Raw genomic sequence first — 21,807 nt, forward strand, 5'->3', positions numbered from 1 at the left:
GCCACACCAAATGTGACAGAGTGTGTAAATTTGGGAAGACAGTACATTTACTATTTCAATATAACAGTAGATAGGAAAAGACTAGAGGATCCAGTTGGCCATTATATTTTCAAAGCTGTAGTTAGAAATGTCACATATAACCTCACGACAGCAACCCTACTCCCCCTCAAGAGTGTGTATTTCAAGCCGTATAGCCAGGCCGATGTTAGACGCTTAGGTATCATCAACATTTACCTAGAGCTCACTAGTAGAACCCCTCTCCAGATAGATGCCGTGGAGTACCTAGGCAAGAGATACCCAATAGATAAGATTGTCTACATTGTTTGCATAAATGGGATAAGGTTTAGGGGAGCTTTTAACAAAATTGTATCCAATTCTACGATCCTCATCCCTACTGACATCCCATATGCGATAAACGTCGCCTTACCGTCGGGCACCTACCGAATAGCAGCGCCGCCAGACGTTGAGGTATCTCCACAGATGTTACAAGGCGGCAACATCACAGTGATGATAAAGTTCGTCAATAAGCCGCTTGTCTACAACCCGCTTATTCTAGAAGTAAGTCGATAGACGCATTAGCTGAGACGTAGTAGGTTACGCCGTCTTTTACGACCCTCCTCACCTTCCTATCTCTCTCTAAGACGTAGAGGTGCCACTGCACCTGTCCCCACGTCATGCCCATCGCCTTGGCGATCTGGCTCTGGGTTAGAGGGCCGTTTTCCTCGATTAACTTCAGGATTTCGGCCCTCCTCGGGTCCGAAAGCGAAGTTGCCGACTTTGCCCTCGCCATGTGTACGGCGTGTATCCATTTTAAAAAATTTTGCGTAGCGCCGTTACCCGAGGCAGTTTGCCGCTCGGCGGATGGCCCTCCTGATCTCGTCGCTCTCCGGCGCCTCTAAGCCGAAGAGCTCCGCCTCTAGGCGGGCCGCCAGCCAGTACAGCCGTAGCTTTGCCAACACCAGAGTTTTGTTGGCCATATCTACCGCCGTCTCTAGGTCTGACACGTAGACACCGCCTCTCTTTAACGGTACGTCAAGTCTCTCCTCACCCAGTATCTCGACAAAGATCCCGCCTCTGTTTATTGCTATTATGCCGCTGTGTTTATGCCCCGTCTCCCTACCCACCTCAACCAGCCGGTAGGCCGTCTTGGCGTCGACGGCCGCCAGATGTAGTATAGCCCCCCTCACCATGAGCCACGCGTTGTCCACCTGGTCGGCGGCCGCCCTCACCAGGTCGGGCGGCACTGGATGGTGCCACTTAGCCACCGGCCTAAACCCCTTGCCCTTGCTGTAGCTCGGCCTCACCGCCTCGGCCACCATTATCCTCCCGCTGCAGCTGGAAGTAGTGTATATAGCTGGGTGCCGGTTCAGGAGACGGAGGAGTGGGAGGATATCGCCGTCTACCCTCTCCTGGAGGGCCTCTCTCTCAAGCCGCTCTATGAATACGCGCTTCCGGGCCTCAAAAACCTTCCTATCTACAACTCCCATTAGATAAGGCCTAGGTCTTTGAGCAACTTCTCTAGCTCCCTTCTATCTTTGTCGTCTATCGGCGGCAGCGGCTCTCTAGGCGGCCCCATGTCTATCCCCCGCACTATCTGGGTGGCCACCTTGTAGAGCGTGGGCCATTTGCCGCCGAGCTTCCCCACGAGGCCGCAACCACCCATGAACCTCCACAGCGGCATAAGCTTGTTGTGGAGCGCTACTGCCTCTGCGATTTTGCCCTCCTTCACCAGTCTGTACTGCTCTAGCGTGATTCTGCCGAGGAAGTTTGGCCCCGCCAGAACGCCCCCTTGCGCCCCCATGAGAAGAGAGGGGACAAATAGAAGGTCTAGGCCTTGTAGCACCGAAAGTCTCTTGCCGAGGAGGTGTATAAGGTCTAGGTGATAGCGGAAGTCCCCCGAGCTGTCTTTCACCCCCACCACCTGGCTGTACTCGTTAGCAACTAGCTCGAAGACCTCCACGGGTATGTTGTATCCGGTGGCGAGGGGGATGGTGTAGAGGATGGTGGGCATATCCACCTTGTCCAACACCCTCTTATAGAAGGCGTAGATGGCGGCCCAGTCGTACTGTATGTAGTACGGCGGCGTGATGAGAAGGGCGTCTACGCCCACGTCTTTGTACCTCCTGGCGATTTCGATTGTGGAGAGGTGGTCCCCCGTGCCGGTGCCCGCAACTACTAAAGCCCTCCCCCCGGCCACCTCTTTGGCTACCTCCATCACCTTGACCCTTTCCTCGAAGGTCAACTTTGTGACCTCTCCAGTTGACGAGGTGGGGAAGACACCTTGGTACCCCTCAGACACAATTTTAGACAGGAGGGTTCTTAGACTTTCATAATTTACGCCGTCTTTTGTAAATGGAGTTACTGTTGCCACAATTACACCCTCGATACGCATAGACACTACATCTACCCTCCTTATTAAAGTTGTCTTTAGTGGAAAATAAAGTTTTAATTATAGAAGATGTGATTGGTTTGTGAATCCCTATATAGTTTTACTTAAACCGAGAGTGATATGGCTTCTTATTCTTTCCAGCGTAGTTGGGTATATATACGCGGCGCAGACAGTAGATTGGAGTAAACTCATAGCGCTTATCGCTGTTGCTACCCTCGCCGTCGGGGGCTCCGCCGCATTCAACCACTATTGGGAACGCGATATAGACGCCGCAATGTCTAGAACAGCGAGACGGCCTCTGCCGGCTGGCCTAATACCTGAGTTTAACGCCCTCGTATACTCCCTAGCTCTTTCAGCCGCTGGGATTACCCTCAGCTTTTACCTCCTCGGGCCTCTCCCCGGCTTATTTGTAGCCCTGGGGTGGTTTTTCTACGCCGTGGTCTATACGATTTGGCTCAAGAGGAAGACATGGCTAAATATCCTAGGTGGGGGGTTCGCTGGAAATGCAACATTTCTCGGCGGCTACGCCCTGGGCAAGGGGACTGTGGACCTCCCCGCTGTGCTCATCTCTTTCGCCATATATCTGTGGATACCCTCACATATATGGGCTCTGGCGTATAAATACCGACATGACTATAGAAAAGCCGGCGTGCCTATGTTACCGGCTATCATAGACGAGAAAAAATCTGTAGTTATAATCTCTATCTTAAATATAGCAAGCGCCGTATATATCCTCTGGCTTTATCTAGCCTTTGGACAGAGCCTTCTGGGACTTGCGTTAGTGTTTGCCGGCGTCGCCGGGACAGTAGCCACGAGCATTTTGGCGTTAAAAGAAAAAAGCGATAGAGCGATGTGGAAAATGTACAAGGCGTCTAGCCCCATCCTCACTCTTTTCCTACTCGCCCTGGTATTCTCATAGAGGCGGATAGTACTTCTCTCTCAGCGAGCGCACAGCCACATAAATGACAAGCGCTATTGTAAGCAAGGCGGAGGCCCACATCACCTCTATGTTTCTCAACAGAAAAGCGACGGCAGCTGTTGCGACCAACTCCCACTTGTAGTTAGGCACCTGGCGGTAGAGTATGGCTGGTATAAAATATGGTACACAAAGCGCTGACATAACTACTGCAAACGCCATATAGACAAAATGTGCGCCCAAGGGGGCCAGCGCTATTGCCCAACGGAAGAAGAAGGCCCCAATGCCGTAGGCATCATTCAGCCGCGGTCTGGCATAGAGCGTTAGTGCTAACGATGGCAAAGCCATAGCCCAACTAAGGCCCACTTTTGTAGCCACGTATGCCGCTAAATATAGCGCCGTCAATAACAACGCGCTTGGCGCAGTAAATCTCTTTCTTGCCCGAGAGAGCTCTATCCTATAGAGTAGAGAATATACAGACGCCAGCGGGAAGGAAAATACCGCGTCTAAATGCGATGTAGATAGCGGCAATAAGAACAGGCCGGCGGCTGTTATTACATTGGGATAGTAGGTAGGTTTTCCCCAAAGCCCTCTTAAATACAACACTATGTGTAGAAGAGAATAGGGCAGATATGCCAAATAGCCAAAGCTGATATAGCCGATAAGACCTAGGAAAAAGAGAGCGAGGAGAAGCCATGTGACAACTCTGCGGGGCGTTGCGTTTATAAAACCAGGTAGTTGCATATACATCACAGCGTGGTAAAAGGCGAGAAGGCCGGCGATCATTAAATAACCATGGAGTTGTTGCATATGGCCGGCTGTAGATACGCCAAGTATAAACAACGCCCCGGAAAGAAACAACGCTATACGTGTAGATAGAACTAAGTCGAGAGTTGCCTTGAAAAAGGCAGATTCGTCAGATTTGCCAATTACATGCCACATCGACATCACAATAAGCTATATTTTTATATATAAATCAATACTCTCGACTATGGAGCTACTTGTAAAAGCGCTCGACTACGGTCGTTCTCTAGGTGCTACATATGTTGAAGTGAGGTGGCAAAAAGACTATGGCTCCGTGGCGGCTGTGAGAAACGGTCAGTTTGAATTCTTAGCTACGTTCTCTTCCGAGGGGATTGCAATAAGAGCAATTGCAGAAGGCGGCTTGGGATTTGCGGCTACTCCAGAGCTAGAGCTAGACAAAGTTCTAAAAGCTGTTGAAAAAGCTGTAAAACTTGCTAAAGCCGCCGGCAGAGTTAGAAAAACGCCTGTGACTTTGAGCGAGGAGAAACTAGCAAAAATCAACTACAGCCTACCTGAGCTAGATCTAGACCCTCTAGACCTCGTAAAAACTCTTGATAGCCACACAGCGCCGGGATTGTCGGTGAGAAGATTCTATACCTCTGTTTGGATAACTGAAAAACATATTTTAACAAGTGATGGGGCGGATGTATACAGCAGGGTGCCCAGGGTGTATCTCTTCGGCATGTTTATAGCCCATGAGCCCTCTCTAGGTAGTCTCCAGAGGGATATATTCCTCGGCGGGACCTCCCCCGACTCCCTTAGAAACGCTGAAAAGATAGTAGAAGAAGAGTCAAAGAAGACTCTAGTCCTTCTAGAGAAGGCCAGATCTGTTTCGCCGGGGAGATACGACATTGTTTTTGGCCCCGAGATGACTGGCATATTAGTACATGAATCAGTGGGGCACCCCTTTGAGTTAGATAGAATCTACGGCCGCGAGGGCGCCGAGGCCGGCGAGTCATATATAAAACCAAACAATCTAAAAGTTAGAATAGGTAGCGAGTTTGTTAATATCACAGACTACCCAGCTGTGCCAGGTACATACGGCTTTTATCTTGTCGACGATGAGGGGGTTGTAGCAAGACCGAAGAAACTTGTCAGCAACGGGTGGGCCACGGAGTTTATTACAAATAGACAATATGCAGCGGCGATCGGCGCCCATAGCAACGCGGGAGCTAGAGCCTCGGCATTTGACAGAGAGCCTATCCCCAGGATGTCTAACACATATCTAGAGCCAGGCGATTGGCGCCCCGATGAAATAATTAGAGACACACGCCGCGGGATTTATGTAGTGTCTTACACAGAGTGGAATATCAACGACACTAGATACTCTGGGAGGTACGGAATTTTTGAGGGATATTTAATCGAGGGGGGCGAGCTTAAACAGCCAGTGAAGGGCTTTATAGAGGTGGACACGCCAGAGCTTTGGGGCGGCGTAGACGCCGTCGGCAGAGACTTCCAACTGTTTATAGGTACATGTGGCAAAGGCAACCCACCCCAAGGCGTGCCAGTTACAATGGGAGGCCCCACGTTTAGAAGTAGGGGGCTTAGGGTAGTGGTATGATGTTACTTAAGCTCATTAGGGAGAGAGTAGACGAGGCGGCAGTTGTAAAAACCGTAGTAGAAAACTATATGGCTAGATTTGCCAATAATGAAATTACTGTATTTAAAAACTGGACTATAGAAAATACATATCTATACCTTGCAAAAGGTAGAAAAACGACATTTCTTAGCGCCACCGGGTCTCTCTCTGTAGACCAAGTGGAGAAAGCCATCTCCCGTCTCATGTCGTTACCTGAGGACCCTCTATATGTGCCAGTAGGCGGGCCTAAGCCGTCTGACTACAGCGAGCCGCCTGAGGATTTTGAAAAAATACCTGATCTTGTCAAAAAGGCGATAGACGCCGCCGAAGGAGTTGAGAGAAACGCCGGAGTTATCCACTTGACATATACCAAGGCCTGGTATGAAGATACAACTGGGCGTGAGGGGTCTTATTCGGTGAATAGAGTATATATGACTGTTAGGTCTTTCCTCGGAGAGCTCTCTGCGACTGGCGCCATCGCCGGCCGTAGGCTTTCTGAAATCAGAGCCGAGGCTGTGGGTAGGGAGAATTCACAAATTCTCTCACTGGCGAGAGGCCTACCACATATACGTGTAGAGTCTGGCGTCGTTGATCTTGTACTTTCGCCGCTGGTCCTCGGCCACTTAATAGGACAAGTTGTCCAAATGTGGGCAAATGGGCTTGAGATCTTGAGCGGAAGCTCGCGATATTCAAAAGAAGATTTGGGGAAGGAGGCAGCGTCTCCCCTTCTCACTGTAGTAGAGAAGACATACGACCCCTCTGTATATGGTTATGTACCTTTTGATTTTGAAGGCATAACGCCGAGACTTGTGGAGGTATATAAACGCGGCATACTCGGCGGATTTATACACAACAGAAGGACAGCTAATGCGTTTGGCACAGAATCTACAGGACACGCCTTATATGGCTGGGCAAGGCCAGCTGCTGGACATATAGATATAGCGCCGGGAGACGGGCCTAGAGAGCTAGACGCGCTTTTCTTAGATCTAAAAAACGGCTTCTATATCCACAACAATTGGTATACTAGGTATCAAAATGTAAAAACAGGCCAGTTTTCAACTGTAGGTAGAGATATAGCTCTACAGATAAAAAATGGAAAGCCGGCGGCTGTTGTTAAATACATCAGGATTGCAGACACGCTTGAAAACGTAGTAAAAAACGTGGCAGAGCTTTCTAAAGAGGCCAGACAGATATATTGGTGGGACATGCCAGTCCCCTCGACAGCCCCCTACGCAGTTCTGAGAAATATCGGCGTAACTACTTAATAAACCCTAGGTAAAGTCTCCCCAACTCTTTTTCCTCCAGAAGTTTGTCTGCTGGGCCTACCCAATGGACGCGGCCGCTGACTAATAAATAGGCTTTATCTGAAACCTCAAGCGCCTTTTTCGCATTTTGCTCTACTAAAACAACAGTATAGCCCGCTTCTCTTAATTTCAAAACCACGTCCAAAACTTGGTTCGCCATCTTAGGCGCTAGTTGTGCCGTCGGTTCATCTAACATAAAAATAGTGGCACGTCTTACAAGAGCCATAGCTATTGCCACAAGCTGTCTCCAACCGCCGCTTAACTCGCCGGCACGTCTATTTAGAATTTCGCGAAGCGGCACGATATCTGAGACTTCTCTTAGCCTTTCTTCAAACTCTACGCTAGACATCTGATAGGCAGCCATACGTAAGTTTTCTAATACCGTAAGTGTGGAGAATACGTTTCTAAGTTGGGAGACGTACGCAACTCCCAGCCTCGCTCTCTCATGTGTCGGAAGTTTTGTCACATCTCTATCTCCTATGTATATGCGGCCGTTGTATACCCTTGCTATACCGAATATTGCTTTAAGTAGTGTAGATTTTCCAGAGCCATTTGGGCCTAGTACTGCGGTTATCTCCCCCGGAAATGCCTCGAAATTTACATCGAATAACACTTGTAGCTTTCCATATCCTGCCTCTAAGTTTACAGTCTTGATCATAGCATAAACGCCTGAATTACCTGTGGATTAGATAAGACTTCGGCCGGCTCTCCCTCTGCTAACACTCTGCCGTTGTAAAGCACATACATATAATCGCCATAATCAGCTGCTATATCTAGCCTATGTTCCACAACAAGGAGAGAAAAACCTCGGCGTGATAAATCACGCATAAATTGGAAAAGCTCATGTGCAAGAGTGGGGTTTAGCCCTGCGCCAGGCTCGTCCATTAATATAAGCTTAGAGTTAGCCATTAAAGCCCTAGCTATTTCCAAAAGCTTTAACTGGCCGCCACTTAATTGACTTGCCGGCCTATCCCACATATGGTCAAGTTTTACTAATTTTAAAACCTCAAATGCCCTCTTGACAAGTTCTCTCTCTCTCGCTTTCCACCTAAAGTCAAGAGGAGCATCTTTACTTACATAGCCAAATATAACGTTGTCAAGCACAGACATTTTATATGCAACACGCGGCGTTTGAAAAGTTCTCGCGATGCCGAGTTGCGCCCTTATATACGGCTTTGTGTATGTGATATCACGCCCTTCAAATATCACCTTGCCTCTGTCTGGTTGATAAATACCGGAGATTACATTAAGTAAGGTGGTTTTACCAGAGCCGTTGGGGCCTGCTAAAATAACAAAAGAGTTGAGGGGTACTGCGATGGTTGCACCGTCAAGCGCCGTAAGCCCGCCGAATTTTTTTACTATATCACTAGCTACCAACAAGTGCCCAGAGTGCATAATCTGCGGTGTCTCTATCGTGGTTTTGGTTAAGCTTTGTTAATCCAGAGGCGCCAAAGTAGTTGGCGGCTACCTCTGGGAATTTGGCAAAGAACTTCGTCGTGTCCGAATCTCCACCGTTTTGTAATATAGTGTATGTTATTAGCCAAACTGCATCATATGCATTATAGGCATACGCGTCTGGCTCCCTACCGTATTTGCTTAATATATAGTTTCTAACACGGTCGTAATACTGGCTTTTTGCTGGGGCAAATTTCGTGCTAACAAAACCGCCAACTTTCAATGCAAATTGACAAACCTTGGGGTCTGTCAACTCTTTTAGGCCTGTAGAGCCGTCAGTGCCGTACCATCTCACTTGACTTAATACTGGATAGTTAGCTGCAGTTAGAAAGATTGCTTGTAATTCTGCAAAACCTGGCGCCACAACAGCGACTTTATCCGCGCCGTATTTATTAACTGCGTAAGATACCTTTTCTGCCAAAGTGCTTACCTCTGCAGAAAATTCTGACTTCTGAGGGTCATATGCGGCCGCGGCGATAACTTCCATTTCGTCTTTTAGGAGATTCTGCAACTGTGTGGCTATGCCGCGCCCCCAGTCGTCGTTGCGGAATATTAACACAACGGCCTTAGCGCCTTGTTGTTTAAGCACCGCGGCTAAAGCCTTTGCTTGTCTTGTGTCGTCTGGCGGCAGACGGAAGACATAGTCACTCGATGTTACTAAGCCAGGCGCTGTAGAAGAAACAGATATTAAAACTAGTTTGTTCTCATTTGCATAAGGCTTCATCTGTCTAACTTCGCCAGAGGTTCTCACGATATAATACTTCACGCCTTTTGCATGTAGCGACTTTAACTTCTCTAGTGCTAGAGCGGGATCTGCCTGTGTGTCATCTGCCAAAATTCTAACTCTAAACGGCGCGCCAATTTTAGTAAGATAGCGGTTGACGTCTTCAGCCGCTAATTCAGCCGCGGCTCTCGCAAGCTCGCCTAACGAACCAAGCCTACCTGAGAGAGGTTGAAGCACGCCAATGTCAATAAACTTGTCGGCAGGTGTTACAGTGATGTTTACAATGACCGGCGTCAATACGCCTTGAGGCGGTGTTACTGGTTGAGGCTCGCCATATATAACTCTGTCCTGAGATGCTATATACATGCCGACGAGCTTCCATGTACAATTCAAAGCCTTAGGCGTCTGAGCAATAGCCGTAGTAGGCTGTGGAGGCGTAGTGGTTTGTTTGGCGGCAGGTGTTGTGCCAATTAGTAAAAATGTCGCTACTGCTAGAATTACTAATATACCAATTATTATGCCTAGAGTTTTTGAACTCATAGAAAGGATAATGAAAAATATTTTAAAGTATTTTCTTCTTTCGCGCACTTATGAACAAATCTACTGTCTTTTGGCTTATTGTTATTCTACTGGCGGCGGGTTGGCTTTTCTCACTTATATATTCCACACGTTTGGCGGTCGACGGTGTGATGTACTCAAGCATATTGGCATTAGCTGCCGTAGGTTTGACAATGACCTACATCACTACAAAAGTTCCCAACTTTGCACACGGCGCTATAATGGGAGTAGGCACACTTACTGCGCTTGCGTTAAGCCAGAAATTTGGAATCTCGCCCTACGTCGCTGGACTTATTGCATTGCCTTTTTCTATCGCCATCTCGGTTGTATTGTATTATACACTCATGCCAATATATAAGCGCGGCGCCTCTCCCACAATTCTCATGATGGCGTCTATGGCGTATAACATCATAATTCTAGGCGCGTTAAATGCAATAGCAGATTACCTCGGCAGAATATGGGGTATCTTCACCAGAGGCTATACGCTTAGGAGTATGGATTTTAACATAGGAGACTTTCCAGGCCTTGCAATTATTGGCCCGCTTTCTGTTGCCCTCACCTCAGCGGTTTTATATATTTTTCTCGTAAAAACTAAGCTTGGCATAGCGTTAAGAGCTGCTGTAGAAAACGAAGAACTCGCCAGGTCTTTAGGTATAGACGTAGATAGAGCCTATCTAGTGGCTTGGATTATCGCCGGCGTATTAGCTGGATACTCCGGTGCTGTGTTAACTCTTTATCTCTCCGTAGAGCCAGATACAGGTTGGATGATTCTTGCAAATATCTTCGCCGCTAGTATAGCCGGCGGCCTTAGTAATATATTTGGAGCTGTATTAGGCGCCTTCTTCATGGGCTTTGTGGAAGTACCACTTGCCACATATATTGCGTCTATTGTTGCCATAGAACCGTATGTAGTACTTCAGTATAGGCCTCTCCTACCGCTTATAGCAGTGGCTCTTTTCCTAATTATAATACCACAGGGATTGACCTCTCTTAGAAGGAGATGAAGCCGCTTAGTTTAATTGGGCTGTATATCTACCTCCTTTCGGTTCTAGCCGTCGCTTTAACGGGTTTAGACGTCGTATCGTATGTATTAGGTACTATCATAGACGTGGCAATATTCACAATTATAGCACTTTCAGTAAATCTAGAGGCGGGAATTGGTGGGATACCAAATTTTGGAAAAGTTCTAACAGTAACAGCAGGCGCTTTTATAGTCGGCGGAGTTATATCTAGGATAGCTATGGCTATGTATGGCGTAAGTGGCGACTTTGTCTACGACAATCCAACTATCGTATCTACTTTGTCGAGAGTAATGGACTTCCAAGGCGCTTTTCTATTGCTTCTAACCTCACTCGTAATATCGCTTATTGTAGGCGCTGTTATTGGCGTCGCTATGTCAGCGCCGGCGGTTAGACTTCGCGAAGATTATCTCGCAATTACTCTACTTGCCTTTGGCGATTTTCTATTCTACATCGGGAGGTATTATGAACCTCTCGTGGGAGGTACTTTTGGCGTATCAATTCCGCCTATATTTGAAAAAATCTTTGGCGGCGGCGTTGCTAGATATATAGGTGCTGCAGCTTTAAGCGGCGCTATCGCACTCCTCATATATCTAGCGCTAGAGAGAATTATACAATCTCCCTACGGCAGAGCTCTCAAAGTACATAGAGAAGATCCTGAACTTGTAGAGGTATTCGGCCGCAAAGCCACGGCGCTGAGACTATGGGCTATGGCTATAGGCGGTGCTGTGTCTGCTGTAGCAGGGGCTTTATATGCACTTTATGCGGGGGCTGTGCACCCGAGTTCTTTTACTAGAATAACCTTCACCTTCTACCCATGGCTTATAATGATTCTAGGCGGCATGGGTAATAACCTCGGTGTCGTAAATGGGGTTTTCATTTTTGTAACTATGCGCCGCCTGGTAGACATGTATAAATATGAGCTATCTGCAGTGTTGGGCTTCGACCCCGTGTGGTTGGCGTATATGGTTTTCGGCGCACTTGCGCTAGCGATAATAGCCATAAAGCCAGAGGGCTTGGTGCCAGAAGAATCCACGCCACTTGCAGTTAAGAGGAAAGTAACAAAATTAGATAGACAAGGAGGTGGTGCGGCCGCCGGGATTTGAACCCGGGCCCGCCCGTTGAAGGCTCGGCGAGCTGTCTTCAGCCGGGCGCTCTCCCGCTGAGCTACGGCCGCCTATATGTTTAAATCTTGTAGATTTTTAAGCTTTTTACGCCAATTTATAACTCAAGCCGCCGAAAGTTTTGTAATTTGGCATACGACGAGCGACAGCTAAACCTCTTTTATCTATAGTGATATTTCATTCAAATATTCTCAGTTGGCCACTATCTATTTTTCGAAATGTATTTAGACGAATTTTTAAACAGATCTTTGAGAGACACCATGCTCTGGGTTTTTCTAGTTACTACGGTGCTTTTAGTCGCCGCGGTTTTAAAAACCAGAGATAATGTACTGGCCTCTATCTCCTTAACTTTTCTAGGGGTAGTTGTAGCAGGGGCTGTCTGGGCTTTTCATCCTGCGCTATCTATAGCGTTTATACTTATAGCTCTAGTGTATATAGTTGCTGCTTTAACTCTTGTAATTATCGCCGCTGCGTCAATTGCCGAAGATAGAAGACCTACCGAGGCAAGAGCCATCGCGCTTGCCTCATTGGCTGCCATTCCCTTAGTTCTATTGCCCACTTACCCCATTCAAAAAACGCCAAATGTCACACTAGACATTTGGCTTATCCCTCTTCTAGCGGTGTTACTTCTCTACTCCTTCATAATAGCCGCTAGGTTAACTCATGATTGAGGTGGCGTTAATTATAGTGCTTTTGGTCGGCGGCATGGCTGTTGTAGCAACAGCCGTATCACTTGTACGTGTCATAATCGGCGTCGAGATGGCGGTAATGGCCGGCATATTGGGCGCCGCTATGTCTGAAGATATCTCGCTTGTGGCTATAGCATCTGTAGCCGGGGTTGCCGAGACTGTGCTCATGGTAGCCGCGTTATTTAAAATGGCAAAGGAGGGCTATGTATAGCGAATTGTTCATATTGGCTACAGCACTATCGGTATTGTTAGCACTTGTCGCATTAAGGCTGGGACACTTGGCGGCTCTCGTGTCTATAGCGTTAATGCTACTCTTCCTAACCCCCGGCTCCGCCGTCTTAACCACCCTGCCGTATGTAGGACAAGTTACAGTAGCCATGGATGGACATAAACTACCCTTTATAGCCACCGCAATACTGTTGGGTCTGCTTGTGACTTTCTACGCGCCTCGGTATCTAAAACACTTGGGCGCCCCCAACTGGTACTACGGCGTCCACGCGTTATACGTCCTCTCCTTCGTCTACATTATACTGTTTGAGAATCTCTTCTTCGTCTTCCTGGCGCTGGAGCTCAGCATCGTCACTAGCTTCCTCCTCATATGGTACTTCGGCTACGGCAACAGAAGGTTTGTGGGACTGCTATACTTCATATGGGCCCAGATTGGGTCGATACTATTCTTAATAGGGGTCGCCCTCACTGGCAGATTTACGGCGGGAGAATTCACGGCAACTAGCCTAGCCTCTTTCCTCGTGTTGCTGGGCCTTCTGGTTAAGATGGGCACGGCGGGCGTCCACTTCTGGCTTCCATATGCACACGCCGAGGCGCCCACTCCCCTCAGCGCGCTCTTGTCGCCTATACACGTGGGTCTCATGGCCTACTGGATATGGCGTCTTAAGACCGGCGCCGGGTGGCCGCTTGAGGCCTTGTTTTTATACGGCTTGGCCACCGCCGTCTACGGCTCCCTACTTGTGTTTAGAGAGGCCGACTTCAAACGCGCGCTGGCGGACTCAACAATCGCCAACATGGGCCTACTGCTGGCGGCGGCCTCTATTAAGGCGGACTTCGGCTACACGGCCGTTGCTCTCCTCTTTGTAGGCCACGCCTTCGCCAAGGCGGCTCTCTTCATGTTGGCCGGGATTTACATTGTCTCTTTACATACTAGAGAGATAGACGCTGTCAGGTGGGACCGCCACCTTCTGGCTGTCGGGATTCTCGGCTTCGTGGCTCTGGCCGGTCTTTTTGGCATAAACCTCCTAGGCAAGGCGTACGTCGCCGCCGGGGTTCCCGCGACCTTTTCGGCAGTGGCTCTGGCTGTCTTTGCGTTTCTCTCCACCGCGGTCTATAGCTTCTACCTGCTCAACCGGTTGTATAGAGCCGGCGAAGCACAGGTGGAGTACCCGCTTGACATGTACGCCGCAACTCTAGCGGCGGCCGCCGCACCTTACGTCCTGCTAGCGGCTCTGCCCCTATGGCTACACTAGAGCTTCTCTTGGCGCTTGCCTATACCGCAGCGCTAGCTGACCTTCTAGTCTCTAGAGGCTATGCCGCGGTGGCCGCAGGCACCGCCTTTCTCCTAGGCGTCCTCCTAGGTGCCAACCCCTCCACGCCGTATCTAACGGCAAAGTACCTAGAGCCAGCGGCCTTCGTTGCCGGCGTCTACCTAGCCATTGTCGTCTACTCCCACTTCTACATGAAAGGCTTTGAGAGGCCCGGCTGGTTCTGGGGGTGGATGGGGGTGTTCTTCGCCTCCATGGAGCTGTTTCTCCTCGCCGACCACTGGGCCCTTCTGGTGGCGGGGTGGGCTGGACTGGATCTAGCCAGCTGGGGCCTCATCTTGACGTATAGAGACGGCTACGAGATGGGCTATGTGGGTGACGGCGAATACGCCGCCGGGATGAGGTGGCTGTGGCCTCCCTCCGCGTCGGCGTTGCGCGCCATATTGACTGTGGAGGTGGGCACCGCCGCCATCCTCATCGGGCTGGCCACCACGGCAGTCCAATACGGCGACTACTTGAGCAGGTGGGGGCCCTTGGGGGACGTAGCCGCGGCGCTTATACTGCTAGCCGCCTTTGTAAAAGCCGCCCAGCTACCCTTCACTGACTGGCTTATGACGGCCATGTCGGCCCCCACGCCTGTGAGCGCTCTGTTGCACAGCTCTACCATGGTTAAGGCGGGGCCCATCCTCCTCCTCAAGCTTGGTCACGTGATGCCACACTGGACCGCGGGGGTTGCACTAGCGGTGGGCGCCGCAACTGCCTTTATCTCCGGCTTAATCGCGCTGGGTCAGAGGGAGCCCAAGCTCACATTGGCCGCGTCGACAGCCTCTTACCTCGGCATGATCACAGCACTAGCCCTGGAGAAACCCCACGAGGCGCTCCTCCTTATATACGCCCACGGCTTTGCAAAGGCGACGCTGTTTATGGCAGTTGGTCACGCAATTCATGTAAGCCACAGCCGCTTCCCCCAGGCTTACCCTTTAGTTGCTAAAGTCGCGATAGCGCTTGCCATGTTCACGCTCCTTGGCATAACGCCTGTGGGGGCATTGGCTAAAAACGATGCACCTCTGTGGACTGTGGCAGTTTCAGTCTTGACTGCTGGCTACCTCGGAAAACTATTGATAAAGCCGACAGAAGGAGATTGGGAACCTATGTGGATGCCCTATCTAGCCCTAGTAGTAGTGCCAAATTTCTTCCTCTTCACATTGCCAAAGCCTATACTCCTGGGGTCACTCGCCGGTTTTATATTGGCATTTGCCGGAGAGCCTAATTTGCTAAGGCGTAGGCTTTATCTGCCGATCCTCTTTGATAAAATAGCGCCTGTGTTTTATACAGCGTTGTGGAAGGCGGTGGCAGATTTCGACCACTTTGTAGATGAGGTGTTGAAAAGAGTTGCGCCAGCTTGGCGTCTTTTAACAGATGTTGTAACCATAGGAGACAAACTCTTAGACACTGCGCTTCACGGCGGTTTTGTTGAAATAGTGCGTAGAGTTTCGGCTAGAGTATCTAGTTTAAGCCTTGACTACTATCTCTACCTAGTGGGTATCGCAACGGCATTTATCCTATTGGTGGCACTATGGCAAGCATAGAGCTTGTTTTACCAACTTACTTTGCCATAAGAGTAGCCGTCGGCTTTAACAGATGGGGGGTTGTCGCCGATGTGACATATATAACATTAGTCGCCTTCCTCATGTGGCAGAACTCCCCGCTATACCTCCTGTCTCTACCATTCTATTTGGCTGTCGTAGCTATAGGCGGCGTGTTTAGGAACTACGCCGGCCTTGCCTCAGCCCTATCTATAAGTGGAGTCTACTTGATGTTTCAACAACCGACATATCTAAAGGGGCTTGGATTTCTTTTTGCAATACTAGCACCGGCGGCACTTGTCGCAACTGTTAGAGACAGGGGAAGTTTAGAGGGCTTTTTTAGATATCTAGTAGTATCCACCTTCGCTTCTTCTTTCTTATTCATTGGACTTGGCCAAAGAAGCACGGCAATGGGCGAAGCGTTTATATTAATGGCGGTAGCGTTAGAACTAGGCGTAGCCCCTATGTTTCTATGGGTTCCAGATGTCTACGGCAGGACACATCCAGCTGGCCTGGCCATACTGGCGAGTTTGCCCAAGCTTTCCGCAACTTTTGCACTACTTGCAATAAGACCAGAGACGCCGGCTGTTTTATTTTACGCACTGGGCGCTCTCTCAATGGCCGTGGGTAACCTCGGCGCTTTGACTAGCGTAGAACCTAGGCGGATACTAGCCTACTCCACTGTGACACATACAGGTTTCGCCATTTTTATATATCCAATTGCGCCCGAGGTCACTTTGGCATTAGTATTAGCCGACGCATTCGGAAAAATGGGCTTGTTCTACGCGTTAAACACAGGAACGTACCGTTGGACAACGAGAATTCTGGTGCTACACCAGATAGGCTTGCCCCCGCTCTTTGGCTTTTGGCCTAAAGCCGCCCTGGTGATTTTAGTCGCAGAAAAAATGGGCACTGTTTATGCACTCTACGTCTTGGCTAATATTGTGGCGATGGCCCCCTACTACTTTAGACTTATGGAAGTAATAACAGAGGGCAGAGACGTCTTTCCAGCCGCCGTCGGAATAATTATAGCCGCTATAGGCGTAACCGCACCTCTTTGGTTTATTTATCATGTTAGTTCGTTATTATAAAATAAAATTTCTACTAGGTTATCCGTAGAAATAAGAAAACTAAGAACTTAACATATTTTAAATCTACACGCCTTCTTAACACGTGCGTATAGAAACTCTCTGGCTTGGCCGTGGGGGTCAGGGAATCGTCACTGCTACATACATCATCGCAAATGCCGCTGTTATGGACGGATTCTACGCCATTGCAAACCCAGAGTTTGGCGCAGAGAGAAGAGGCGCGCCTGTCAAGGCCTTCCTCACTATAGACAAAAACCCCATTGAGGATTTAGAGCCCATCAAGACGCCGGATGCCGTCATTATATTTGACGATAAACTTATCGACTCCATGAGATTTGCTATAGATGCTGTAAAGCCCGGTGGCTATGTCATTGTAAACAGCGCTAAGCAACCCGAGGAGGTGCGGAAGATTGTAGGGAGAAACGACGTCTATATCGTAGTGGTGGACGCAGTCGGCATCGCCATGAAACACGTGGGTCTCCCCGTTCCAAACGGTCCGCTGGCTGGCGCCTTCTCCAAGGTGATGGGCTTCCCCAGGCTTGAGTCGATAAAAACCGCGTTTGAGAACCAGCTGGGCAAGGCCGTGGAGGAGAACTTCGCCGCCACGAAGGAGGCCTACGAGGTGGCCGTTGTCCTCAAGCCCGAGAAGGTGGACACCTCCGCGAAGCCGAAAGGGGTAATATCCACCACATCGGCCTTCTTGACCGGGCCCTACGAGCTGGTGGGTTGGCAACAGGTGAACAAGGGCGGCGCCGTCGGTCCTGGCAGCAGCTTGCAGTATCTCACGGGCGGCTGGAGGATAGAGAAGCCTATTATAGACCACTCCAAGTGTATAATGTGCAGAAAGTGCTGGCTGTATTGTCCAGACGACGCCATAATAGAGGCTTGGAGGGAGGCGCCGGGGCCGAGAGGCCGCGTCTTTAGGACTAAGGTCATCGACTTCGACTACCAGTACTGCAAGGGCTGTGGGATCTGCGCAGAGGTCTGTCCAACAGGGGCAATACAGATGGTGAGAGAGATATGACAGCCCAAGCCCTGGTCCCGAGAGAGAAGAAAATAGCCCAGAAGAGGATAGCGCTAACTGGAAACCATGCAGTTGCCCTAGCCGTCAAGATGTGCAGACCCGATGTCATCGCAGCCTACCCAATCACCCCACAGACCCCAGTGGTGGAGAAGCTGGCCGAATATGTAAACAACGGCGAGCTAGACGCCGAATATATACCGGTCGAGAGCGAACACAGCGCGATGTCTGCTGTTATTGGAGCATCGGCAATGGGCGCCCGCACCTTTACAGAGACCTCATCACAAGGCTTGATGCATATGTATGAAAACCTCCCCATCGCTGTAGGTCTAAGACTGCCAATAGTCATGGGGGTTGCGGCAAGAACAATATCTGCGCCTATCAATGTGTGGGGCGACTACAGCGATGTGATGACTATGAGAGAGCTGGGTTGGATCATATACATAGTCCAAAATGCTCAAGAGGCCTTTGATACAATCATACAGGCATACCGCGTTGCAGAAGACCAGAGAGTCCACCTACCTGCCGTAGTGGCTTACGACGGCTTTTGGACAAGCCACGTCCTTCAGCCGCTTGATGTACCGGAGGATGAGGAAGATGTCATAAGATTTTCCCCAATTACTAGGTCTTGGGTTAAGCTCGATGTCGACAAGCCGCTTCAACTTGGTGCTGTAGGGACGCCTGAGTGGTACTGGGAAATAAGATGGCAAGCAGTTGAAGCCTTGAGAGAGTCTCTTAAAGTGATAGAGGAGATAGATAGGGAGTTCGACAAGTGGTTTGGCAGGAGCTATGGCCTTTTTGACACATACAGACTAGAAGATGCAGAGCTGGCCATAGTGACGTATGGCTCTATCTACGGCCTTGTTAAAAAGGTGGTCAATAGGCTTAGGGAGGAGGGCGTCAAGGCCGGCGCCTTGAGGTTACGCGTGATTAGGCCTTGGCCCGGCGACAAGTTACGTAAAGCGCTAGACAACATAGAAAAAGTCTTTGTGATAGATAGGGCAATTAACCACGGCGGACCTCTTATAGGGCCGATGGCAACTGAAGTTGCGGCTACTCTACAGAGGCCTGTCTACAACGCGTTGGCGACTATCGGCATGAGGGCGATAGACAGCGACATGATATACGAAGCGGCTGTAAAGGTTGCCAAGGGGCTGTGGGCCCCTAACCAGACCTACACAATCGGCTTGAGGGGCGGCTATGAGTAGCGGAGGCCGCTTCGCTAAGATCCCTGTCTACATCCGAAAGAACTACATGGTGAAAACTGCGGTGAAGGCGGCTGAGGAGTACGAGGGACAGTACGAATATGCAACCTTTGAGCTTCCAAATGAGGAGCTCTTCCTGCCAGGGCATGGGCTTTGCGCCGGCTGTACTATCGGAGTAATTGCAAGGCACATGCTGAAGGTCTTCGGCCCAGACACCGTCATTATAAACCCGACGGGTTGCGCCGAGGTCTCCACGGTGGTCTACCCGCGCACCAACTGGGCCGTGCCATGGATCCACGTCGCTTTTGGAAACGGCGGATCGGTGGCCTCTGGCATAGAGGCTGCGATCAAGGCATTGAAGAGGAGAGGCGTTATTGACCCCAATAGGAGGATAAACGTGGTGGTCTTCGCCGGCGATGGAGGGACAGCCGACATAGGCTTCCAAGCCCTCAGCGGAATGTTGGAGCGGGGCCATAAGGTGATTTACGTCATGTACGACAACGAGGGCTATATGAACACCGGCATACAACGTAGCGGGACAACGCCCTTCGGCGCCTCTACCACCACCTCGCCTGCAGGCAAGGTGGTTCCTGGCAACATAAGGCATAAGAAGCCCATGGCGGCGATCGCGGCCGCCCACGGCATCCCGTATGTCGCTACGGCGAATCCTGCCTACGTGCACGACATGGTATACAAGTTTAAGAAGGCAATGGAGGTGAACGGCCCCTCCTTCATACACATACTACAATCCTGCACCCCCGGCTGGCGCTTCGAGCCGAAGTACGCCATCAGGGTGCTGGAGTTGGCAACGGAGACCGGCTACTGGGTAAACTACGAAATAGAAAACGGCGAATTCAGAGTCACACTGCCGGTACCCAGGAGAAAACACGTCAAGTGCTTCCTCCAGCTTCAGGGCAGATTTAGACACCTTAAGCCAGACGAGATAGAGTACATACAGAAAGTAATTGATCGCGACGTCGAGGAGATAAACCGGCTCATGGGGAGGGAAGTCATAGGCCCCCTCGACCCTTCTCTGCCCTGTCTCACCGAGCGGAAATGATAACCCACCTAAAGATGTTTGGAGTAGCGCTGAAGTACGTCTTCCAACGCCCCATCACAGTAAGGTGGCCGGAGGAGAGGAGAGACTACGGAGATCGTATTAGGGGCTTCATAATAAACGACAGGACTAAGTGTATAAGTTGCCAGCTGTGCGAAGCCGTCTGTCCCGCCAAAGCCATAAGGTTCCACTTGGAAGCGGATGGGAAGAGATATCCTGGCATCGACTGGGGCCGCTGTATCCTCTGCGGCTACTGTGTAGATGCGTGTCCCACTGGCTCCCTTAGACATATAAATAACACAGAGATTGTCTGGACAGATCTAAATGTATATCGCAAACCAAACGAAATGGATCCCGACGACGTAAGTCCTATCGTTGGCACAAAATCGCTTGTGTAATATGTTCATTCCAAGCGATATATTTGCCGCCGTTGTATTTCCAGGGGTAATGGGAGTCTTCGGATTTTTAGTAGTGGCTATTTGGCTAGAGAGAAAACTTGTGGCTAGAGTCCAATGGCGCTACGGTCCCCTATATGTGTCTAGAAGATTTGGCGGATTTCTCCAGCCGATCGCCGACCTTGTCAAACTTGTTTTTTCCGAACTTGTGCTACCTACTCACACCAATAGAGCTCTCTTCGCCGTCGCCCCCATTATCTTATTTTTCGCAGAGGCCATCCCCCTGGTTTTTATAGCGGCGGCGCCGGGGTTTGTCGTTGTTTATCATCCCCACGGCTTAGCTATCGCCCTGGTGTTAATACTGCTTGTGGCCGTGCTTGTGGTGGCCATGGCTTGGACTGAAGCAGATAAGTTCACCTACATTGGGGCGGTGAGAGAAATACTTCTAACCGCGGCGTATGAAGCACCCCTCCTCCTATCGGCTTTAGCCATGTTTCTACTCTATAAATCTGCAGATCCCTTTGGCGTTGTAGAGACCCAGAGAGAGCTATGGGGCATCTTCTTAAACCCGCTGGCGTTTGTCACATATTTTGTGACTCTACTCATGGCTACGACTAGGCTACCTTTTGAAATACCAGAGGCCGAGCCCGAGGTAGTGTTAGGGCCATATACAGAATACGGCTCCACACTTTTTATCTACGCCTTTGGCTCTAACTATGTCAAACTATACACTCTTTCGTTACTCGGCACGGTGTTATTTCTCGGCGGCTGGACTCCAGCAGATGGCCTCCTTGGCGTGGTTATTACAGCAGTAAAAATGGCAGTGTTTATCATCCCTGCCCTCTTGGTAAGAGCTATCTACCCTCGCTACAGAATTGACCAGGCGCTGGAGTTAGGCTGGGGCAAGTTATTAGTGCTCTCAATAGTTGCTGTGGCCTGGTCTCTTGTATTGCTATGGTTGCGTTAGTACTCTTCATACTCCTCTTTATAACACTTCTAACGGCTCTTGTGGCAATAAGCTACTTTCTAGCCCCCCGAAGGCCCTCTGAGGTAAAGCAGAGGAGGTTTGAGGCAGGGGGGCCGCCTTATGGAACTATTCAGAGGAGGTTAGTTATGCAATACATCGGCTACATCTACCTAGTGACTACTGTAGAAGCCACACTAGGCCTGGCCATAGTTGCCGTTTTAACAAATGAAAATATGCTACCGCTTAGTCTCTCCCTAGCGCTCCTAATGGCTATACTAGCCGCAATTGTAGCCAGATATCTCAAAATCCTAGCTGACGTGAGAAAATGGAGTTAGCGACCTCTGTATCAACCTCTAGAATATTAGACAGTTGGCTGATATCTATCTCGAATTTGACGAATTTTTAATTATATAAAATTTCAGAAATTCTTA

Annotated in this window: 24 protein-coding genes and 1 tRNA gene; 17 read left to right on the forward strand and 8 right to left on the reverse strand. The window is 49.7% G+C overall.

Annotation, left to right across the window (positions count from 1 at the left end; all coding sequences use genetic code 11):
• The first annotated feature begins 12 nt into the window (after positions 1-12).
• Positions 13-570, forward strand: a complete 558-nt coding sequence (locus PISL_RS01580; RefSeq protein ID WP_245218433.1) for a hypothetical protein — start codon at positions 13-15, stop codon at positions 568-570.
• Here PISL_RS01580 and PISL_RS01585 read toward each other — a convergent pair.
• From PISL_RS01585 to PISL_RS01595, 3 genes are read right to left on the reverse strand one after another with little or no spacing between them, the layout of a single operon-like run.
• Positions 548-790, reverse strand: coding sequence for an ArsR/SmtB family transcription factor (locus PISL_RS01585; RefSeq protein ID WP_011762062.1), 243 nt, complete (start codon positions 788-790; stop codon positions 548-550). The genes PISL_RS01580 and PISL_RS01585 overlap by 23 nt on opposite strands.
• 43 nt (positions 791-833) lie before the next feature.
• Entirely contained in the window at positions 834-1,487 is a 654-nt protein-coding gene (locus PISL_RS01590) for a tRNA(Phe) 7-((3-amino-3-carboxypropyl)-4-demethylwyosine(37)-N(4))-methyltransferase (RefSeq protein WP_011762063.1), read from the reverse strand.
• Positions 1,487-2,392 carry a dihydrodipicolinate synthase family protein gene (locus PISL_RS01595; RefSeq protein WP_053240262.1) on the reverse strand — a complete coding sequence of 302 codons (906 nt, stop codon included), beginning with the start codon at positions 2,390-2,392 and terminating at the stop codon, positions 1,487-1,489. Before PISL_RS01595 ends, PISL_RS01590 begins: the two co-directional genes overlap by 1 nt.
• 79 nt (positions 2,393-2,471) lie before the next feature.
• On the opposite strand from PISL_RS01595, the gene cyoE reads away from it, so the two are divergent.
• Entirely contained in the window at positions 2,472-3,308 is an 837-nt protein-coding gene (gene cyoE, locus PISL_RS01600) for a heme o synthase (protein WP_011762065.1), read from the forward strand.
• Here the strand turns inward: cyoE and PISL_RS01605 are convergent.
• The gene (locus tag PISL_RS01605) at positions 3,303-4,253 is read right to left on the reverse strand and encodes a hypothetical protein (protein WP_053240263.1); all 951 of its coding nucleotides are present in this window, start codon (positions 4,251-4,253) and stop codon (positions 3,303-3,305) included. The genes cyoE and PISL_RS01605 overlap by 6 nt on opposite strands.
• 43 nt (positions 4,254-4,296) lie before the next feature.
• On the opposite strand from PISL_RS01605, the gene PISL_RS01610 reads away from it, so the two are divergent.
• Positions 4,297-5,670, forward strand: a complete 1,374-nt coding sequence (locus tag PISL_RS01610; protein WP_011762067.1) for a TldD/PmbA family protein — start codon at positions 4,297-4,299, stop codon at positions 5,668-5,670.
• Positions 5,667-6,953, forward strand: coding sequence for a TldD/PmbA family protein (locus PISL_RS01615; RefSeq protein WP_011762068.1), 1,287 nt, complete (start codon positions 5,667-5,669; stop codon positions 6,951-6,953). Before PISL_RS01610 ends, PISL_RS01615 begins: the two co-directional genes overlap by 4 nt.
• On the opposite strand, the gene PISL_RS01620 is transcribed toward PISL_RS01615, so the two are convergent.
• The 3 genes from PISL_RS01620 to PISL_RS01630 are packed head-to-tail and all read right to left on the reverse strand — an operon-like array spanning position 6,946 to position 9,711.
• Complete coding sequence (locus PISL_RS01620; protein ID WP_011762069.1) at positions 6,946-7,650, reverse strand: branched-chain amino acid ABC transporter ATP-binding protein; 705 nt, start codon at positions 7,648-7,650, stop codon at positions 6,946-6,948. The two genes, PISL_RS01615 and PISL_RS01620, sit on opposite strands and share 8 nt — an antisense overlap.
• Positions 7,647-8,387, reverse strand: a complete 741-nt coding sequence (locus tag PISL_RS01625) for an ABC transporter ATP-binding protein (protein WP_011762070.1) — start codon at positions 8,385-8,387, stop codon at positions 7,647-7,649. Before PISL_RS01625 ends, PISL_RS01620 begins: the two co-directional genes overlap by 4 nt.
• Positions 8,359-9,711 (reverse strand): ABC transporter substrate-binding protein, encoded by a 1,353-nt coding sequence (locus PISL_RS01630; RefSeq protein ID WP_053240264.1) that lies wholly within the window; start codon positions 9,709-9,711, stop codon positions 8,359-8,361. Before PISL_RS01630 ends, PISL_RS01625 begins: the two co-directional genes overlap by 29 nt.
• Before the next feature lie 50 nt (positions 9,712-9,761).
• Here PISL_RS01630 and PISL_RS01635 point away from each other — a divergent pair, with 50 nt between their 5' ends.
• Together PISL_RS01635 and PISL_RS10515 are read left to right on the forward strand one after the other, a co-directional pair.
• Positions 9,762-10,733, forward strand: coding sequence for a branched-chain amino acid ABC transporter permease (locus tag PISL_RS01635; RefSeq protein ID WP_011762072.1), 972 nt, complete (start codon positions 9,762-9,764; stop codon positions 10,731-10,733).
• On the forward strand, positions 10,730-11,854 hold the full coding sequence (locus PISL_RS10515; protein WP_011762073.1) for a branched-chain amino acid ABC transporter permease: 1,125 nt from the start codon (positions 10,730-10,732) through the stop codon (positions 11,852-11,854). The genes PISL_RS01635 and PISL_RS10515 overlap by 4 nt, the downstream gene beginning before the upstream one ends.
• Here the strand turns inward: PISL_RS10515 and PISL_RS01640 are convergent.
• A tRNA-Phe gene (locus PISL_RS01640) sits at positions 11,833-11,925 on the reverse strand. The two genes, PISL_RS10515 and PISL_RS01640, sit on opposite strands and share 22 nt — an antisense overlap.
• Positions 11,926-12,132: 207 nt before the next feature.
• Here PISL_RS01640 and PISL_RS01645 point away from each other — a divergent pair.
• The 11 genes from PISL_RS01645 (at position 12,133) to ndhC (ending at position 21,711) form a co-directional block, all read left to right on the forward strand.
• Positions 12,133-12,543 (forward strand): hypothetical protein, encoded by a 411-nt coding sequence (locus tag PISL_RS01645; RefSeq protein WP_167827598.1) that lies wholly within the window; start codon positions 12,133-12,135, stop codon positions 12,541-12,543.
• Positions 12,536-12,772, forward strand: coding sequence for a hypothetical protein (locus tag PISL_RS01650; protein ID WP_011762075.1), 237 nt, complete (start codon positions 12,536-12,538; stop codon positions 12,770-12,772). Before PISL_RS01645 ends, PISL_RS01650 begins: the two co-directional genes overlap by 8 nt.
• The gene (locus tag PISL_RS01655) at positions 12,765-14,042 is read left to right on the forward strand and encodes a complex I subunit 5 family protein (RefSeq protein ID WP_011762076.1); all 1,278 of its coding nucleotides are present in this window, start codon (positions 12,765-12,767) and stop codon (positions 14,040-14,042) included. The genes PISL_RS01650 and PISL_RS01655 overlap by 8 nt, the downstream gene beginning before the upstream one ends.
• Positions 14,030-15,646, forward strand: coding sequence for a proton-conducting transporter transmembrane domain-containing protein (locus PISL_RS01660; RefSeq protein ID WP_011762077.1), 1,617 nt, complete (start codon positions 14,030-14,032; stop codon positions 15,644-15,646). The genes PISL_RS01655 and PISL_RS01660 overlap by 13 nt, the downstream gene beginning before the upstream one ends.
• Positions 15,634-16,734, forward strand: a complete 1,101-nt coding sequence (locus tag PISL_RS01665; protein ID WP_011762078.1) for a proton-conducting transporter transmembrane domain-containing protein — start codon at positions 15,634-15,636, stop codon at positions 16,732-16,734. Before PISL_RS01660 ends, PISL_RS01665 begins: the two co-directional genes overlap by 13 nt.
• Positions 16,735-16,816: 82 nt before the next feature.
• Positions 16,817-17,755 (forward strand): 2-oxoacid:acceptor oxidoreductase family protein, encoded by a 939-nt coding sequence (locus PISL_RS01670; RefSeq protein WP_011762079.1) that lies wholly within the window; start codon positions 16,817-16,819, stop codon positions 17,753-17,755.
• A complete protein-coding gene (locus PISL_RS01675; protein ID WP_011762080.1) occupies positions 17,752-18,960 on the forward strand; it encodes a transketolase C-terminal domain-containing protein in 1,209 nt (402 codons plus the stop codon). Before PISL_RS01670 ends, PISL_RS01675 begins: the two co-directional genes overlap by 4 nt.
• A 46-nt stretch (positions 18,961-19,006) precedes the next feature.
• Positions 19,007-20,017 carry a thiamine pyrophosphate-dependent enzyme gene (locus PISL_RS01680; protein WP_011762081.1) on the forward strand — a complete coding sequence of 337 codons (1,011 nt, stop codon included), beginning with the start codon at positions 19,007-19,009 and terminating at the stop codon, positions 20,015-20,017.
• A complete protein-coding gene (locus PISL_RS01685; RefSeq protein ID WP_011762082.1) occupies positions 20,014-20,412 on the forward strand; it encodes an NADH-quinone oxidoreductase subunit I in 399 nt (132 codons plus the stop codon). Before PISL_RS01680 ends, PISL_RS01685 begins: the two co-directional genes overlap by 4 nt.
• A gap of 1 nt (position 20,413) precedes the next feature.
• Positions 20,414-21,376, forward strand: a complete 963-nt coding sequence (nuoH, locus tag PISL_RS01690; RefSeq protein WP_011762083.1) for an NADH-quinone oxidoreductase subunit NuoH — start codon at positions 20,414-20,416, stop codon at positions 21,374-21,376.
• Positions 21,364-21,711, forward strand: coding sequence for an NADH-quinone oxidoreductase subunit A (ndhC, locus tag PISL_RS01695; RefSeq protein WP_011762084.1), 348 nt, complete (start codon positions 21,364-21,366; stop codon positions 21,709-21,711). Before nuoH ends, ndhC begins: the two co-directional genes overlap by 13 nt.
• The last annotated feature ends 96 nt before the right edge of the window (positions 21,712-21,807 follow it).

The organism is Pyrobaculum islandicum DSM 4184, assembly GCF_000015205.1.
GTDB lineage: Archaea > Thermoproteota > Thermoprotei > Thermoproteales > Thermoproteaceae > Pyrobaculum > Pyrobaculum islandicum.

What these genes read in the sequence shown, in the direction of transcription:
- PISL_RS01685 (WP_011762082.1), top strand. Translation starts at nt 20,014, where the DNA reads ATGATAACCCACCTAAAGATGTTTGGAGTAGCGCTGAAGTACGTCTTC.
- PISL_RS01680 (WP_011762081.1), top strand. Translation starts at nt 19,007, where the DNA reads ATGGTGAAAACTGCGGTGAAGGCGGCTGAGGAGTACGAGGGACAGTAC.
- PISL_RS10515 (WP_011762073.1), top strand. Translation starts at nt 10,730, where the DNA reads ATGAAGCCGCTTAGTTTAATTGGGCTGTATATCTACCTCCTTTCGGTT.
- PISL_RS01615 (WP_011762068.1), top strand. Translation starts at nt 5,667, where the DNA reads ATGATGTTACTTAAGCTCATTAGGGAGAGAGTAGACGAGGCGGCAGTT.
- PISL_RS01660 (WP_011762077.1), top strand. Translation starts at nt 14,030, where the DNA reads ATGGCTACACTAGAGCTTCTCTTGGCGCTTGCCTATACCGCAGCGCTA.
- PISL_RS01620 (WP_011762069.1), bottom strand. Translation starts at nt 7,650, where the DNA reads ATGATCAAGACTGTAAACTTAGAGGCAGGATATGGAAAGCTACAAGTG.
- PISL_RS01635 (WP_011762072.1), top strand. Translation starts at nt 9,762, where the DNA reads ATGAACAAATCTACTGTCTTTTGGCTTATTGTTATTCTACTGGCGGCG.
- PISL_RS01675 (WP_011762080.1), top strand. Translation starts at nt 17,752, where the DNA reads ATGACAGCCCAAGCCCTGGTCCCGAGAGAGAAGAAAATAGCCCAGAAG.
- PISL_RS01630 (WP_053240264.1), bottom strand. Translation starts at nt 9,711, where the DNA reads ATGAGTTCAAAAACTCTAGGCATAATAATTGGTATATTAGTAATTCTA.
- ndhC (WP_011762084.1), top strand. Translation starts at nt 21,364, where the DNA reads ATGGTTGCGTTAGTACTCTTCATACTCCTCTTTATAACACTTCTAACG.
- PISL_RS01605 (WP_053240263.1), bottom strand. Translation starts at nt 4,253, where the DNA reads ATGTCGATGTGGCATGTAATTGGCAAATCTGACGAATCTGCCTTTTTC.
- PISL_RS01610 (WP_011762067.1), top strand. Translation starts at nt 4,297, where the DNA reads ATGGAGCTACTTGTAAAAGCGCTCGACTACGGTCGTTCTCTAGGTGCT.
- PISL_RS01590 (WP_011762063.1), bottom strand. Translation starts at nt 1,487, where the DNA reads ATGGGAGTTGTAGATAGGAAGGTTTTTGAGGCCCGGAAGCGCGTATTC.
- PISL_RS01650 (WP_011762075.1), top strand. Translation starts at nt 12,536, where the DNA reads ATGATTGAGGTGGCGTTAATTATAGTGCTTTTGGTCGGCGGCATGGCT.
- PISL_RS01595 (WP_053240262.1), bottom strand. Translation starts at nt 2,392, where the DNA reads ATGCGTATCGAGGGTGTAATTGTGGCAACAGTAACTCCATTTACAAAA.
- PISL_RS01665 (WP_011762078.1), top strand. Translation starts at nt 15,634, where the DNA reads ATGGCAAGCATAGAGCTTGTTTTACCAACTTACTTTGCCATAAGAGTA.
- PISL_RS01625 (WP_011762070.1), bottom strand. Translation starts at nt 8,387, where the DNA reads ATGCACTCTGGGCACTTGTTGGTAGCTAGTGATATAGTAAAAAAATTC.
- nuoH (WP_011762083.1), top strand. Translation starts at nt 20,414, where the DNA reads ATGTTCATTCCAAGCGATATATTTGCCGCCGTTGTATTTCCAGGGGTA.
- PISL_RS01585 (WP_011762062.1), bottom strand. Translation starts at nt 790, where the DNA reads ATGGCGAGGGCAAAGTCGGCAACTTCGCTTTCGGACCCGAGGAGGGCC.
- PISL_RS01655 (WP_011762076.1), top strand. Translation starts at nt 12,765, where the DNA reads ATGTATAGCGAATTGTTCATATTGGCTACAGCACTATCGGTATTGTTA.
- PISL_RS01645 (WP_167827598.1), top strand. Translation starts at nt 12,133, where the DNA reads ATGCTCTGGGTTTTTCTAGTTACTACGGTGCTTTTAGTCGCCGCGGTT.